Source organism: Streptomyces bottropensis ATCC 25435 (genome assembly GCF_000383595.1).
In the GTDB taxonomy this organism is placed as follows: domain Bacteria; phylum Actinomycetota; class Actinomycetes; order Streptomycetales; family Streptomycetaceae; genus Streptomyces; species Streptomyces bottropensis.
Map to the genome: position 1 here is coordinate 6,318,107 of NZ_KB911581.1, position 13,999 is coordinate 6,332,105.

14 protein-coding genes are annotated in these 13,999 nt (G+C 72.2%); 4 read left to right on the plus strand and 10 right to left on the minus strand.

Annotated features, from left to right (window positions below; genetic code table 11):
• Positions 1-71: 71 nt before the first annotated feature.
• The gene (locus tag STRBO_RS0128210) at positions 72-548 is read right to left on the minus strand and encodes a F0F1 ATP synthase subunit B family protein (protein WP_005484647.1); all 477 of its coding nucleotides are present in this window, start codon (positions 546-548) and stop codon (positions 72-74) included.
• A 51-nt stretch (positions 549-599) separates the two neighbouring features.
• Positions 600-1,079 (minus strand): macro domain-containing protein, encoded by a 480-nt coding sequence (locus STRBO_RS0128215; RefSeq protein ID WP_005484648.1) that lies wholly within the window; start codon positions 1,077-1,079, stop codon positions 600-602.
• A 78-nt stretch (positions 1,080-1,157) separates the two neighbouring features.
• On the opposite strand from STRBO_RS0128215, the gene STRBO_RS0128220 reads away from it, so the two are divergent.
• The gene (locus STRBO_RS0128220; RefSeq protein WP_005484649.1) at positions 1,158-1,901 is read left to right on the plus strand and encodes a MerR family transcriptional regulator; all 744 of its coding nucleotides are present in this window, start codon (positions 1,158-1,160) and stop codon (positions 1,899-1,901) included.
• A gap of 220 nt (positions 1,902-2,121) precedes the next feature.
• Here STRBO_RS0128220 and STRBO_RS0128225 read toward each other — a convergent pair whose 3' ends face one another.
• From STRBO_RS0128225 to STRBO_RS0128240, 4 genes are all read right to left on the minus strand, one after another.
• The gene (locus STRBO_RS0128225) at positions 2,122-4,296 is read right to left on the minus strand and encodes a 3-hydroxyacyl-CoA dehydrogenase NAD-binding domain-containing protein (protein ID WP_005484650.1); all 2,175 of its coding nucleotides are present in this window, start codon (positions 4,294-4,296) and stop codon (positions 2,122-2,124) included.
• Positions 4,297-4,438: 142 nt separating this feature from the next.
• A complete protein-coding gene (locus STRBO_RS0128230) occupies positions 4,439-5,653 on the minus strand; it encodes an acetyl-CoA C-acetyltransferase (RefSeq protein ID WP_005484651.1) in 1,215 nt (404 codons plus the stop codon).
• Positions 5,654-5,699: 46 nt separating this feature from the next.
• Positions 5,700-6,929, minus strand: coding sequence for a CaiB/BaiF CoA transferase family protein (locus STRBO_RS0128235; protein WP_028796890.1), 1,230 nt, complete (start codon positions 6,927-6,929; stop codon positions 5,700-5,702).
• A 169-nt stretch (positions 6,930-7,098) separates the two neighbouring features.
• Complete coding sequence (locus STRBO_RS0128240; RefSeq protein ID WP_028796891.1) at positions 7,099-7,479, minus strand: MmcQ/YjbR family DNA-binding protein; 381 nt, start codon at positions 7,477-7,479, stop codon at positions 7,099-7,101.
• Between the two features lie 92 nt (positions 7,480-7,571).
• On the opposite strand from STRBO_RS0128240, the gene STRBO_RS0128245 reads away from it, so the two are divergent.
• Positions 7,572-8,750, plus strand: a complete 1,179-nt coding sequence (locus STRBO_RS0128245; protein ID WP_005484654.1) for a saccharopine dehydrogenase family protein — start codon at positions 7,572-7,574, stop codon at positions 8,748-8,750.
• A 38-nt stretch (positions 8,751-8,788) separates the two neighbouring features.
• Here the strand turns inward: STRBO_RS0128245 and mmpA are convergent, their stop codons facing one another.
• The 4 genes from mmpA to STRBO_RS0128265 all read right to left on the minus strand — a co-directional run bounded on the left by mmpA (position 8,789) and on the right by STRBO_RS0128265 (position 11,238).
• Positions 8,789-8,935, minus strand: coding sequence for a morphogenic membrane protein MmpA (gene mmpA / locus STRBO_RS40675; protein ID WP_202500503.1), 147 nt, complete (start codon positions 8,933-8,935; stop codon positions 8,789-8,791).
• A 126-nt stretch (positions 8,936-9,061) separates the two neighbouring features.
• On the minus strand, positions 9,062-9,751 hold the full coding sequence (locus STRBO_RS0128255; protein ID WP_028796892.1) for an endonuclease V: 690 nt from the start codon (positions 9,749-9,751) through the stop codon (positions 9,062-9,064).
• A gap of 45 nt (positions 9,752-9,796) precedes the next feature.
• The gene (locus STRBO_RS0128260; protein WP_005484657.1) at positions 9,797-10,120 is read right to left on the minus strand and encodes a hypothetical protein; all 324 of its coding nucleotides are present in this window, start codon (positions 10,118-10,120) and stop codon (positions 9,797-9,799) included.
• 71 nt (positions 10,121-10,191) lie between these two features.
• Positions 10,192-11,238: a WD40/YVTN/BNR-like repeat-containing protein gene (locus tag STRBO_RS0128265; protein ID WP_005484658.1), complete on the minus strand. Its 1,047-nt coding sequence runs from the start codon at positions 11,236-11,238 to the stop codon at positions 10,192-10,194.
• Positions 11,239-11,532: 294 nt separating this feature from the next.
• Here STRBO_RS0128265 and ssgD point away from each other — a divergent pair, with 294 nt between their 5' ends.
• Both ssgD and STRBO_RS0128275 read left to right on the plus strand, forming a co-directional pair.
• A complete protein-coding gene (gene ssgD, locus STRBO_RS0128270) occupies positions 11,533-11,949 on the plus strand; it encodes a spore wall synthesis regulator SsgD (protein WP_005484659.1) in 417 nt (138 codons plus the stop codon).
• Between the two features lie 347 nt (positions 11,950-12,296).
• Complete coding sequence (locus STRBO_RS0128275; protein WP_005484660.1) at positions 12,297-13,928, plus strand: ABC-F family ATP-binding cassette domain-containing protein; 1,632 nt, start codon at positions 12,297-12,299, stop codon at positions 13,926-13,928.
• Positions 13,929-13,999: the final 71 nt, after the last annotated feature.

The window sequence follows — 13,999 nt, forward strand, 5'->3', positions numbered from 1 at the left end:
GGCATCATTGGGGTTCGCGGGGCTTCGGCCACGCCTGTGGCCGAAAGGAGCCGCTCGCAGGGCCGTCGGCCTCAGGGGCGCGGCTGGACCTCCACCTCGACCGGTTCGCCGATGATTCTGCCGGCGAGGTCCGAGGCCAGCGCGAAGACGTGGACGCCGAGTTCGGCCTCGGCCCTGGCACGGTCGGCGCCGAGGCGGGCGCGGCCCTCGGTGAGGAGGGTGGTGGACTCCCGGTGGGCGTCGGCGCGGGCCTCGGCGATCAGGGCGGCACCCTCCTCGTGGGCGCGCTGACGGATGCGGGCCGCCTCGTGACGGGCTTCGGCCAGGGTCCGCGCCACCTCCGCCCGCTTGATCCGGATCTCCTCCCGCAGGGCTTCCGCCTGCGCCTCGGTTCCCTTGGTCGCCGCCTCCCGTTCGTCGAGGACCCGCTGGACGCGGGGCACGAGCCGGACGAAGAAGAGGAACACCAGGGCGAACAGCAGCGCCGCGACGACGAGTTCCGCGACGACCGGGTTGAGCGGGCCGATGTCCATCGGGAGCAGTTCCATAGGGGTGCCCTACCCGCTCGCGTCCCGGCGGTACCGCGCTCCGGCCCGGGTTCAGTCCCCGTGGTCGTACACCGTCACCGGAATCCCGCGGCGCACCAGGCGGTCCGCTGTCAGCGGTTCCACCCGGGACCATGTGCCGCCCGCGAGCCCGCAGCCGATACGGGGCATGTGGACCGAGGCCTCCAGCTCCAGGGCCTTGTCCGCGAGCAGGCCGAGGGCGGTGTCGATGGCCTCGTAACGGACGGGTGCGCCCTTGCTGCCGGTGCGGGTGCCGTGCTGGCCTATCAGGTTCGCCACCCACGTGTACGGGCCGACCCGGACGAACTGGGCGGCACCGAGTCCGAAGTCGTTGCGCGCCCGGTCGCGGTGCCAGGCGCGGTAGGCGGCCTCCGGTTCCGGCCAGCGGCGGGAGAGGGCCAGGACGAAGCCCTTGCCCCAGCCGCCCATGTCGTTGCAGACATGCGCGATGATCTTGACGCCCTTGCCCAGCGGCGTGGTGGCGTCCCCGCGGACGTAGGTGATCCCCGACATGACGCCACCGTACGGGGCGGTACTGACAATCGGCCGTCCGGAGGTCACGGCACGGGTGCGACAGCGATACTGCTGTGCATGACCACCGACACCGCGCAGAGCACCGGCGGCGGCTCCGGCGAGGGCACCGTCGAGGGCGCCGGAGAGATCGTTCTCACCGTCGACGAGCTGGCCGCGCGGGCGGGCGTCACGGTGCGTACGGTCCGCTTCTACGGCACGCGGGGGCTGTTGCCGCCGCCGGTGATCGGGCCCCGCCGGGTCGGTCACTACGGGCGGGATCACCTCGCGCGGCTCGCGCTGATCGAGGAGCTGCAGCGGCAGGGCATGACCCTCGCGGCCATCGAGCGGTATCTGGGGCAGCTGCCGGCGGATCTCACGCCGCGCGATCTCGCGCTGCAGCGTGCGGTGGTGGCGTCGTGGGCGCCGGACGCGGTGGAGACGGTGACGCGGGAGGAGCTGGACCGGCGGGCCGGGCGGGCGCTGGGGGAGGCGGAGGTGGAGCGGCTGCTCGCGATGGGGGTGGTCGAGCGGGACGGGGACGCTGTGCGGGTGGATGTGGGGTTGTTGCGGCTCGGGGTGGAGCTGCTCGATGTGCCCCTGTCCGAGGAGTCGATTCTCGCGGCGCGGGGTGTGTTGACCGAGTATTCGCGAGCTGCCGCGGGGGAGTTGTCCCGGTTGTTCCGGGAGGCGGTGGCGGGGCGGGATGCGCAGGTTGCGCGTTCGTTGTCGGGGCGTATGCAGCCGCTGGTCGTGCAGGCGTTGTTGACGGCCTTTCAGCGGTCGTTGACGGAGGAGTTGCGGGGGTGGGTGGTGGAGTCTTGAGGGGGTGGGGTGTGCCGGGGGGTGTGCCGGGGGGTGTTTTCGCCCCCGCCGCCCCTACCCGTCCCTCCCCCACCAGGGGCTGCGCCCCTTCGACGCCCATCTGCGGGTTCGGTGGGGCTTCTCGCGCAGTTCCCCGCGCCCCTGAAAGCAGGGGCGCGGGGAACTGCGCGAGCAACCCCCACCGGGCCGCACCCGGCCGACGCGCCCCCGCCCGGAGGGCTTACGCGTCTGTGAAGGGTTCTCCCCTCTGGGCCTTTTCCCGTAGCAGGGCCGGTGGGGTGAAGCGGGGGCCGTAGCGGGCGGTGAGTTCTTCGGCTCGGGTCACGAAGCCGGCCAGGCCGCCCTCATAGCCGTTGATGTACTGGAGGACGCCGCCGGTCCAGCCGGGGAAGCCGATGCCGAGGAGGGAGCCGATGTTGGCGTCGGCGACGGAGGTCAGGACGCCCTCTTCGAGGAGGCGGACGGTGTCCAGGGCCTCCGCGAAGAGCATGCGTTCCTGCATGTCCTCGAAGGGGATCCGGTACCCGGGCCTGGTGAAGTGTTCGCGCAGGCCGGGCCAGAGTTTGGCGCGGCGGCCGTCGGGGCCGTAGTCGTAGAAGCCGGCGCCACCGCTGCGGCCCGGCCGGGCGAACTCGTCGACCATGCGGTCGATGACCGCGTCGGCGGGGTGTTCCACCCACGTGCCGCCCGCCTCCTCCACGGCCCGCCGTGACTCGGCGCGGATCTTGCGGGGCAGGGTGAGGGTCAGCTCGTCCATGAGGGAGAGGACCTTGGCGGGGTAGCCCGCCTGGGCCGCCGCCTGTTCCACGGAGGCGGGCTCGATGCCCTCCCCCACCATCGCGACGCCCTCGTTGATGAAGTGGCCGATGACCCGGGAGGTGAAGAAGCCGCGGGAGTCGTTGACGACGATCGGGGTCTTCCTGATCTGGCGGACCAGGTCGAAGGCGCGGGCCAGGGCCTCCTCCCCCGTCTGCTCGCCCTTGATGATCTCGACGAGCGGCATCTTGTCGACGGGTGAGAAGAAGTGCAGGCCGATGAAGTCGGACCGGCGGACGACGCCCTCGGCCAGCTCGGTGATGGGGAGGGTGGAGGTGTTGGAGCAGAGCAGCGCGTCCGGTGCCACGACCCCCTCGATCTCCTGGAAGACCTTGTGCTTCAGCTCGGTGTTCTCGAACACGGCCTCGATGACGGCGTCGCAGCCCGCGAGGTCGGCCGGGTCGGCGGTCGGGGTGATGCGGGCGAGGAGCGCGTCGGCCTTCTCCTGCGTGGTGCGGCCCTTGGCGACCGCCTTGGCGCAGAGCTTGCGCGAGTACTCCTTGCCCTTCGCGGCCGCTTCGGGCGTCACGTCCTTCAGGACGACGTCGATGCCCGCGCGGGCGCAGGAGTACGCGATGCCGGCGCCCATCATCCCGGCGCCGAGGACGGCGGCCCTGCGGACCTGGCGCGGCTCGACGCCCTTGGGGCGGTTCGCGCCGGAGTTGACGGCCTGGAGGTCGAAGAAGAAGGCCTGGATCATGTTCTTCGACGTCTGCCCGGCGGCCAGCTCCACGAAGTAGCGCGCCTCGATGACCTGGGCGGTCTCGAAGTCGACCTGGGCGCCCTCGACGGCGGCGGCGAGGATGTTGCGCGGGGCCGGGTAGGGCGCGCCGTTCGTCTGCTTGCGCAGCGTGGCGGGGAAGGCGGGCAGGTTCGCCGCGAACTTCGGGTGGGCGGGGGTGCCGCCGGGGATGCGGTGGCCGGGCTGGTCCCAGGGCTGCCGCGACTCGGGGTTGGCGTCGATGAAGGCGCGGGCCTTGTCCATCAACTCGTCCTGCGTGGCGGCCACTTCGTGGATCAGGCCATTCTCCAGGGCATGTTGCGGGCTGTACTGGGTGCCCTGCAGCAGTACCTTCAGCAGGGCGTCGGCGATGCCCAGCAGGCGTACGGTGCGGGCGATGCCCCCGCCGCCGGGCAGCAGACCGAGGGTCACCTCGGGGCAGCCGATCTTCGAGCCGGGGGCGTCGAGGGCGACGCGGTGGTGGCAGGCGAGGGCCAGTTCGTAACCGCCGCCGAGGGCGGCGCCGTTGATGGCCGCGACCACGGGCTTGCCCAGGGTCTCGATGCGGCGCAGGTTGCGCTTGATCTCCAGGCCGCCGTCGAACAGCTGCTGCGCGGTCTCGGGGGTGGCCTTGATGAGGTCGCGGAGGTCACCGCCGGCGAAGAAGGTCTTCTTGGCGGAGGTGATGATGACGCCGCGAATGCTGTCCTTCTCGGCCTCCAGCCGGTCGGTGGTCACCGCGAGGGAGTCGCGGAACGCCTGGTTCATGGTGTTCGCGGACTGGTTCGGGTCGTCGATGACGAGGGTGACGAGGCCCGTGCGGTCCTGTTCCCAGCGGATGGTGGTGCTCTGTGTCATGACAGGGTCTCCGTAGAGTCTTTCCGCAGAAGTCTTGGGTCGGGTGGTCGCGTGTCGCGATCGGCGTCGTGCGATCGGCGTCGTGCGATCCGCGTCGTGCGATCCGCGTCGTGCTTCGGCGACGCGTGATCCGCCGGTGGTCTCAGACGCGTTCCACGATCGTCGCGATGCCCATGCCGCCGCCCACGCAGAGCGTGGCCAGTCCGTACCGCTTGTCCTGCCGCTCCAGCTCGTCGACGAGGGTGCCGAGGATCATCGCGCCGGTCGCGCCGAGCGGGTGGCCGAGCGCGATCGAGCCGCCGTTGACGTTCACCTTGTCGAGCGAGAGGCCCATGTCCCGCACGAAGCGGAGCACCACTGCCGCGAACGCCTCGTTGATCTCGACGAGGTCGATGTCGTCGATGGTCAGCCCGGCCTTGGCGAGGGCCTTGCGGGTCGCGGGGGCGGGGCCGGTGAGCATGATGGTGGGCTCGGAGCCGGAGACGGCGGCGGAGACGATCCGGGCGCGCGGGCGCAGGCCGTACCGCTCGCCGATCTCCTTGCTGCCGATGGCGACGAGCGAGGCGCCGTCCACGATGCCGGAGGAGTTGCCCGCGTGGTGGACGTGGTCGATCTCCTCGACCCAGTGGTACTCCTGCAGCGCCACCGCGTCGAAGCCGCCCAGGTCGCCGATGTCGGCGAACGACGGCTTGAGCTTGGCGAGCGAGTCGGCCGTCGTGCCGGGACGCATGTACTCGTCGTGGTCGAGCACCACGAGACCGGAGCGGTCGGTGACGGGGACGACGGAGCGGTCGAAGCGGCCGTCCTTCCAGGCGGCGGCCGCGCGCTCCTGGGACAGTGCCGCGTACTCGTCGACATCGCGCCGGGTGAAGCCCTCGATCGTGGCGATGAGGTCGGCGCCGATGCCCTGGGGTACGAAGTTGACGGCCAGGTTGGTCATCGGGTCGTTGAACCAGGCTCCGCCGTCCGAGGCCATCGGCACCCGGGACATCGACTCGACACCGCCCGCGAGCACCAGGTCCTCCCAGCCCGAACGAACCTTCGCGGCGGCCAGGTTGACGGCCTCCAGGCCCGAGGCGCAGAAGCGGTTCTCCTGGACGCCGGCCACCGTGTCCGGCAGCCCGGCGGCGATCGCGGCGGTGCGGGCGATGTCGGAGCCCTGGTCGCCCACCGGGCCCACGACGCCGAGCACGATGTCGTCGACGGCGGCCGGGTCGAGGCCGGGGAAGCGCCGCCGGACCTCGTGGATCAGGCCGACGACGAGGTCGATGGGCTTGGTGCCGTGCAGGGAGCCGTTGGCCTTGCCGCGGCCGCGCGGGGTGCGGATCGCGTCGTACACGTACGCTTCGGTGCTCACGAGTCTGGCCTTTCCAGTGCGGGAGGGTGCGGCCCGGGGGCCGGTGTCAGGCGGTGTCCTCGGCGGACGCGTCCGACGGGGAGGCGCCGTCCGGCGGGAAGGCACCGGCGGGAGAGGCGTCCGGCGCCGGGCCGTCCACGACGGAGGCGTTCGGCGACAGGCCCGGTATGCCCCAGTCGTGGGCGACCTCGGCGGTGTCGGCGCCGGGCTGCGCGGGTCCGCCGCGGACGGAGGTGTGGGTGGCGGAGAAGCGGGGCGCGGGGGCGGGCTGGGTGATGCCGCCGAAGTCGGTGAAGGTGCCCCGGGCCGCGAGGTGCGGGTGGTGCGGGGCCTCGCTCAGCGACAGGACCGGGGCCACACAGGCGTCGGAGCCCTCGAAGACGGCCGTCCACTCGTCCCTCGTACGGCTTCTGAAACGGGCCGCGACGCTCTCGCGCAGCTCGCCCCAGGCGGCCACGTCCTTGCGGGCCGGGGCCCGGTCCGCGATGCCGAGGAGGTCGACGAACTCGGCGTAGAACTGCTGTTCAAGGGCGCCGACGGCCATGTACCGGCCGTCGGCCGTCTCGTACGTGCCGTAGAAGGGGCAGCCGCCGTCGAGGAGGTTGGCGGCGCGGCGGTCCTGCCAGCCGCCGGCGGCGAGCATGCCGTGGATCATCGCGGAGAGGTGCGCGGTGCCGTCGACGATGGCCGCGTCCACCACCTGACCGGCGCCGGTCGCGCGGGCGTGGTGGAGAGCGGCGAGGACGCCGACGACGAGGTAGAGGGAGCCGCCCGCGTAGTCGCCGAGCAGGTTGGCGGGGGCGGGCGGCGGGGTGTCCGGGGCGCCGATCATGCCGAGGGTGCCGGTCAGGGCGATGTAGGCGATGTCGTGCCCGGCGCGCCGGGCGAGCGGGCCCTGCTGGCCCCAGCCGGTCATCCGGCCGTAGACGAGGCGCGGGTTGCGGGCGTGGCAGGTCTCGGGGCCCACGCCGAGGCGCTCGGCGACGCCCGGCCGGTAGCCCTCGATCAGGATGTCGGCGCGGTCGGCCAGGCCGAGGACGAGGTCCGGGCCGGCCGGAGACTTCAGGTCGACGATCACCGAGCGCTTGTTGCGGTTGGTGACGTCGTACAGGGGGTTCACGGCGAGGCCCGTGCCGCCCGGCCGGTCGACGCGGACGACGTCGGCGCCGAGATCGGCGAGGAGCATGGCGGCGAACGGTCCCGGGCCGATGCCCGCCAGTTCCACCACGCGCACACCGGCGAGCGGGCCGTGGCCGGGCGTCTTCGCCACTGTCATCGAGCCCCCATGCTCTGTGACACATTCGATGTGACACCGGTGATGTTAGGAACGGGTTCCCCTTCGCACAAGCCCCGAATGAGCAAACGCTTAGTCATCGGCGCTCAGTCATTGTGCCCGGAGTCGCCGCACGTGTCAGCCCGCACGCGCCCGGCTTCCGGCGCCGGAGTCAGCGGGCGTCCAGCTCCGCTATCAGCTTCTTCGGGGCGATCACGCGGTAGCTCTCCTCGACCCAGTCGCACAGCAGCTCCACGGCCGGGGCGCCCTTCTCCTCCAGCGGGACGCGCACCCACCCGGCCTTGCCCAGGCCGTACCCCGCGGGCTCGGCGCCGGGGCAGCTCAGGGCGTGGGCATGGGTCTCCTCGTCCCTGAGCTTGACGGTGACGCCCAGCGGATGGCCGCCGTCATCCGTACCGAGGAACACGAACACCTTCTTGTTGACCTTCGCGACGCTCTCGCCCCAGGGGAACTCCTCGACGGCACCGGGCATGGCGAGGGCGAACTCGCGTACCTTCTGCCACTTTTTCAGGGCGTTCCTCGGTACGGTCACGGCCACCTCCGGATCCCGCGCGCTCGGCTGCTCGTCCCTCACGCTAGCCTCAGCCACCGACAACGGCGCGGGGGCGAGTGCTGAGGGGTGCAATGAGCGGGCAGAACAGGCCGGATCGGGCGTACGACGTCGTTCTCTACGGAGCCACGGGGTTCGTCGGGGAACTCACCGCGGAGTATCTCGCCGCGCACGCGCCGAAGGGGCTGCGCTGGGCGATCGCCGGGCGCGACGCGGGGAAACTGGCGGCCCTGCGCGAGCGACTGCCCGGCGGTGCGGGGATCGGTGTGCTCCGGGCGGACGGGTCGGATCCGCAGGCGGTGCGCGAACTCGCCCGGCAGGCACGGGTGGTGGCCACGACCGTCGGTCCGTACATCACGCACGGCGAGGAGCTGGTGGCCGCCTGCGCCGACGAGGGCACCGACTATCTGGATCTCACCGGCGAGCCCGAGTTCGTCGACCTGACGTACGTCCGGCACGACGCACGCGCGCGGGAGACCGGCGCCCGGATCGTGCACGCGGCCGGCTTCGACTCGATACCGCACGACCTGGGCGCGTACTTCACCGTGCGGCAGCTCCCGAAGGACGTGCCGATCACCGTGGACGGCTTCGTGCGCGCCGAGGGGATGTTCTCCGGCGGCACGTTCAACTCCGCGCTCACCGGCTTCTCGCGCACCCGGGAGACGATGGCCGCCGCGCGGGACCGCAAGCGGCACGAGCCGCGCATGGTGGGGCGCCGGGCGTACGCGCCGGTGAGCGCGCCCCGGTTCGCCAAGGAGGTCGGGGCGTGGGCGCTGCCACTGCCGACCATCGACGCGCAGGTGGTGCAGCGCTCGGCGCGCGCCCTGCCCCGCTACGGGCCGGACTTCCGCTACCGCCACTACGCGGCCGTGAAGACCCTGCCCTTCGCGGTGGGCGGGGTCGCGTTCGTCGGCGCGGTCGTCGCCGCGGCCCAGGTTCCGCCGGTGCGGCGCTGGTTGGGCGACCGGCTCAAGCCGGGCGAGGGGCCGAGCGCGGAGAAGCGGGCGAAGAGCTGGTTCTCGGTGCGGTTCGTGGGCGAGGGCGGCGGTCGCCGGGTCTTCACGGAGGTCGCGGGCGGCGACCCCGGCTACGGCGAGACGGCGAAGATGTTCGCGGAGTCCGCCCTGTGCCTGGCCCTCGACGACCTGCCGGCCACGGCGGGGCAGGTCACGACGGCGGTCGCGATGGGCGACGCGCTGATCGAGCGGCTGCGCGCGGCGGGCATCACCTTCCGGGTGGCGGCGAGCCGGTAGCGGACGGCCCCTCCCGGCGTCCTCGGGGCGGGTGGGCCCTACTGGGCCCACCCCGTCAGGGTGTAGATCATCCCGGCGATCCAGGCCAGCCCCGCGATCAGGGCGAGCAGCAGCCCGGTCGTCACGACCCGCTCGACGGAGTGGGTGGGGGCGGCGGCGGGCTTCGGTGCTCGGTGCGTCGTCATACGGCACAGCCTGCCGATCATGACGTGCGCCGGCATCCGTACAGGTACTCAGTTCGTACTCAGGTATCAGGTTGGTACGTATGCGCGAAGATGCCTTGGCGCCCGCTCGCGGCCCGGAATCGGGGTTCAGCCGGTCGTGTCCCGCAGGGCCCGGCGGCAGAGGGAGTCGGCGCGGCGGGTGGTCTCCGGGAGGCGGTAGGCCGGGGTGAGGGCGAGCGTGTGGGCGCAGGCGTTGTCGAGGCTCACCCGGTGGCCGACGGAGACGAAGACCGGCTTGACGCCGTCGCGGGTGCGCAGGGCGCGGCCCACCTCCTCGGTGCCCGCGAGGAGCGGGGCGGCGCTGCCGCGCGCGGTGCCCGGGTCGTCGTGGGTGAAGGTGAAGGGGTTCTTCGCGACGCCGATCGTGGGCAGGCCGGTGAGGACGCCGAGGTGGGCGGCGAGGCCGAAGCGGCGCGGGTGGGCGAGGCCGTAGCCGTCGCAGACGACGAGACCGGGGTCGCACGGCAGCGCGTCGAGCGCGGCCAGCACGGTCGGGATCTCACGGAACGCGAGCAGTCCGGGGACGTAGGGGAAGGAGACCTGCCCGACCGCCGTGGTCTCGGCCACCACGTCGAGGCTCACCGCGTCGAGCACCACGGCCGCCGCCGCGACGACGTCGCGCTCGTCGTCGTAGGCCACGTCCACGCCGGTGACGTACCCGGTGCCGGGCGGTGGTCCGCTCTCGTCGAGGACCACCTCGCCCCGCAACTCGTCCTGCACGGCGAGGGCCTGCTCTTCGGTGGCGGGCCAGCCCGCCGGGATGCGTACGGTCGTCATGATGCTGACGAGCGTACGCATCCCCCATGGCGCGAAGATCCGGGGCTACTTGTCGAGGGCACGCTTGAGCTGGCTCTTGTTCATGTCCGAACGGCCTTGGATGCCGCGCTTCTTGGCCTCTTCGTAGAGCTGGTCGCGCGTGGGCCCCTCGGAGCCCTCGTGCGAGCGCTGACCGCCGCGCCTGCTCGACGACATGTCCCGCGTGGAGGTGCGGCTCGCGGTCCTGGACTCCCCGGACCGCGCACGCTCCTTGTTGACCGTCCGGGCGGCGATCTCCTTGGCACGCGACTCGCTCTCGCCCCGGTCCTCGGCGCTCTCCTTGATGTGCTCGTACTGGCGTTCCCTCTTGGGACTCGAACCGCGTGGCATGCGGATCACACTCCCTTCGTGATTCGAACACGCCACGGGTACCCAGCACCGCCGGAACAACTCCGCGGCGATCAGCTCTCCAGCCGGGCCACGCGCCCCTTCTCGCCCGCCGCCCAGCAGCCCCGGTCCGCAGCGCAGTCGACGGTGTCGTACGAGCCGGTGTCGACCGTGCGCCAGGTGCGGCCCCCGTCGGTGGTGACGTCGGTGCCGGTGGGGCCGACGGCGAGGGCGGTCGTACGGCTGTACGGGAGCCAGGCGACCCCGGAGCGGTAGGCGGGCGGCGGCTGCGCGGCGGGTTTCCAGGTGCGGCCGGTGTCCCCGGTGGTGGCCGCGGCCCGGGGGGACGGCTGGTCGGCGCGGTAGTCGCCGCCGACGGCGATGCCGTGCGCCCGGTCGCGGAAGGCGAGCGCGAAGACGCCACGGGCCGGATCGCCGGCCGGGACGGGGGTGTCGGCGGCCGTCCAGGTCAGCCCGCGGTCGGCGCTGTGCAGCACCCGCGCGCGTGCGGCCCCGCCGGTCGCGAGCCAGACGTCGCGCGGACCGGAACCGACCAGGCACTGCCCGCTCGCGGCGAAGCCTGCCTCTCCCTCCAGGGCCGCGGGCATGCCCTCGTTCGGCAGGACCGACCAGGACCGGCCGCCGTCCTGCGTGGACAGGATGCGGAACTTCCCGTCGACCGGGTCGCTCATGGCGAGTCCGTGACGGGGGTCGAAGAAGGTGAGGCAGTCGTAGAAGGCACGCGGGTCGGTGTTCCGGAACGACTCGGTCCATGTCGCGCCGCCGTCGTCCGTGCGGTACACGCGGGAGGCCTCCCCCTCTCCGATGGCGAGCACGACCGCCCTGCGTGCGTCGAATGCCTCGATGTCCCGGAACTGCAACTCCCGTGCGCCGGGCGGCGAGACGTCGCGCCAGGTCCTGCCCCCGTCACCGGTGCGCAGCACGGTGCCCGCGGAACCCGCCAGCCACGCGCTGTTCCGGCTGACGGCGGCCAGACCGCGAAAGCGCGCGTCGGTGCCGGTCTGCTTCGGTTCCCAGTGCGGTGGCCGGCCCTCCCCGTGCGCCTGCGCGGGCACCGCCAGGGCGGCGGCGAGCGCCACCGCGGCCAGGCCCGTCGCCATCGTCCGACTCGTCCGACTCATCCGCCTCGACTGCCCCAAGCCCCTCATGGCGGGCGAAGCTAGTGCACCGATCCGGTGCCGTCCAGATGGCCTCCGCGGGAACCGCGGGGCGGCGTCCGGTGTCCTCTCCCATGTCCCGGAACACGCGATGAGAAATCGATCACCTCGGTGATTGGGCTCGGTGACAGAGGTCACTCGACCCTCATGTGCACGGATCGGCCCGATCCGGCGTCTTCTGAAATGCCCGGCCTCAGTCATCCGGAATCCGTCCACCCGTCACAAGGGAGCAAGGCGTTGTCCACCGTCATCGAGCAGCCCGTAGAGGCCCGTCTCGTCGCCGCCGCGCCGCGGATGCCGAGCATTCCCGCCACGCTCCACTACGACCGTCGCGACCCCTTCGCCGTCCGTATGACCTTCCCCGCCCCGGCCACGCTGGAGGGCGTCGAGGTCTGCTGGACCTTCGCCCGTGAACTGCTCGTGACCGGGATGGAGGAGTCCGTGGGCTACGGGGACGTCCGCGTCCGCCCCTACGGCTACGAGCGGCTGGTCCTGGAGTTCCACGCCCCCGAGGGCACCGCCGTGGTGCATGTCCACACCGGTGAGGTGCGGCGCTTTCTGGACAGCACGATCGATCTGGTGCCGCTGGGCCTGGAGCACCACCAGGTCGACCTCGACCACGACCTGGCGCAGCTGATGCGCGACGCCTGCTGAGGCCCCGCGCCACGACGCCCGCTGAGGCCCCGCCCCACTCCCCGCCTCCACTCGCGCCGCCCCCTGAGCGGGCCGCGCGTTAATGCGTTGACAGCCTTCCGGTGCCCTCCGTACGTTGGTTCACGGTCCTGTTGCCGTCGATTGGAGAAGGACGTTGCTCGTCTGAGGTCCTGAGACACCGCGTCACACACCCCGCCGTATCCCGGCGCCCGCGTGTGTGCGTTGCGTGCGACCTCGGCGTCTGAGCCGTCCTGCCGGCAGCGGGTTCTTCCCCGCCTCCGTCCTGTCGCCCCGCGGTGTTTCGAACGCGTCGCCCCTGGCCGCTTCCCGCACCCGCGAGGTTCCTCATGTCTACTCCCCTCTCTCTCACCTGTACCTCCCTGTCGTTCGCCTGGCCCGACGGCACCCCCGTCCTGGAGGATCTGCAGGTCGCCTTCGGACCCGGCCGGACCGGGCTCGTCGGTGTCAACGGCTCAGGAAAATCAACCCTGTTGAAGCTGATCGCCGGGGAACTCACCCCGACCGACGGCACCGTCCGCGTGGCCGGCGAGGTCGGCTACCTCCCGCAGAACGTCACGCTCGACACCGGCCTGCGGGTCGACGAGACGCTCGGTATCGCCGCCGCCCGTGCCGCGCTGCACGCCATCGAGGCGGGTGACGTGGCCGAGGAGCACTTCGCGACGATCGGCGACGACTGGGACGTGGAGGAACGCGCCCTGGCGACGCTCGGACAGCTGGGCCTCGGCCACGTCGATCTGGACCGCACGATCGGCGAGGTCTCGGGCGGCGAGTCGGTGCTGCTGCGCCTGGCCGCGCTGCTGTTGCGCCGGCCCGACGTCCTCCTGCTCGACGAGCCGACCAACAACCTCGACCTGTTCGCTCGGCGCCGGCTGTACGAGGCCGTCGAGGCATGGTCCGGGGTCATGGTCGTGGTCAGCCACGACCGTGAACTCCTGGACCTGGTCGACCAGATCGCGGATCTGCACGCCGGCGAGGTCACCTGGTACGGCGGCAACTTCTCCGCCTACGAGGAGGCCCTCGCCACCGAACAGGAGGCCGCCGAGCGGATGGTGCGGGTCGCCGAGACCGACCTGAAGAAGCAGAAGCGCGAACTGATCGACGCCCAGGTCAAGTTGGCCCGGCGCAAGCGGTTCGGGCAGAAGATGCAGGACCAGAAGCGGGTGCCGAAGATCGTGGCCGGGGCGCGCAAGCGCGCCGCTCAGGAGTCCGCGGGCAAGCACCGCATCCTGCACGAGGAGCGGCTCGCCGGGGCGAAGGAGCGGCTCGACGAGGCGGTGGAGGCGGTACGGGACGAGGACGAGATCCGCGTCGAGCTGCCGTACACGGCCGTGCCCCCGGGCCGTACCGTCCTCACCCTGCTGGACCTGGAGCTGAGGTACGGCGCCCGGGTGAAGGGCGGGCTCGACCTGCGCGGGCCGGAGCGGATCGCGTTGATCGGCCGCAACGGCTCGGGCAAGACCACGCTGCTGCGGACGATCGCGGGCGAGCTGGAGCCGGTGAGCGGCGAGACGACGGCGCATGTCCCGATGCGGTTCCTGCCGCAGCGGCTCGACGTCCTCGACGACGAGCTGACGGTCGCCGAGAACGTGGCCCGGTTCGCGCCGGACGCCACCAACAACCGGATCCGGGCCCGTCTGGCCCGCTTCCTGTTCCGGGGCGCCCGCGCCGACCAGCCGGCGGCGACGCTGTCCGGCGGGGAACGCTTCCGGGCCGCCCTCGCCGCGCTGATGCTCGCCGAGCCCGCCCCGCAGCTGCTGATGCTGGACGAGCCGACGAACAACCTCGACATGGCGAGCGTGCGGCAGCTGACGACCGCACTGGAGTCCTACGAGGGGGCGCTGATCGTGGCCAGCCACGACCTGCCGTTCCTGGAGTCGATCGGGATCACCCGGTGGCTGCTGATGGAGGAGGGAGAGCTGCGGGCCACGACGCCGGAGGAGATCGAGGCGGCCGGCTGACTCGGCGGGTCCGGCGCGGACGACCGCGCCGGGCCCGCCTACCGCCGAGTATCTCAGTCGGGCCACAGCCT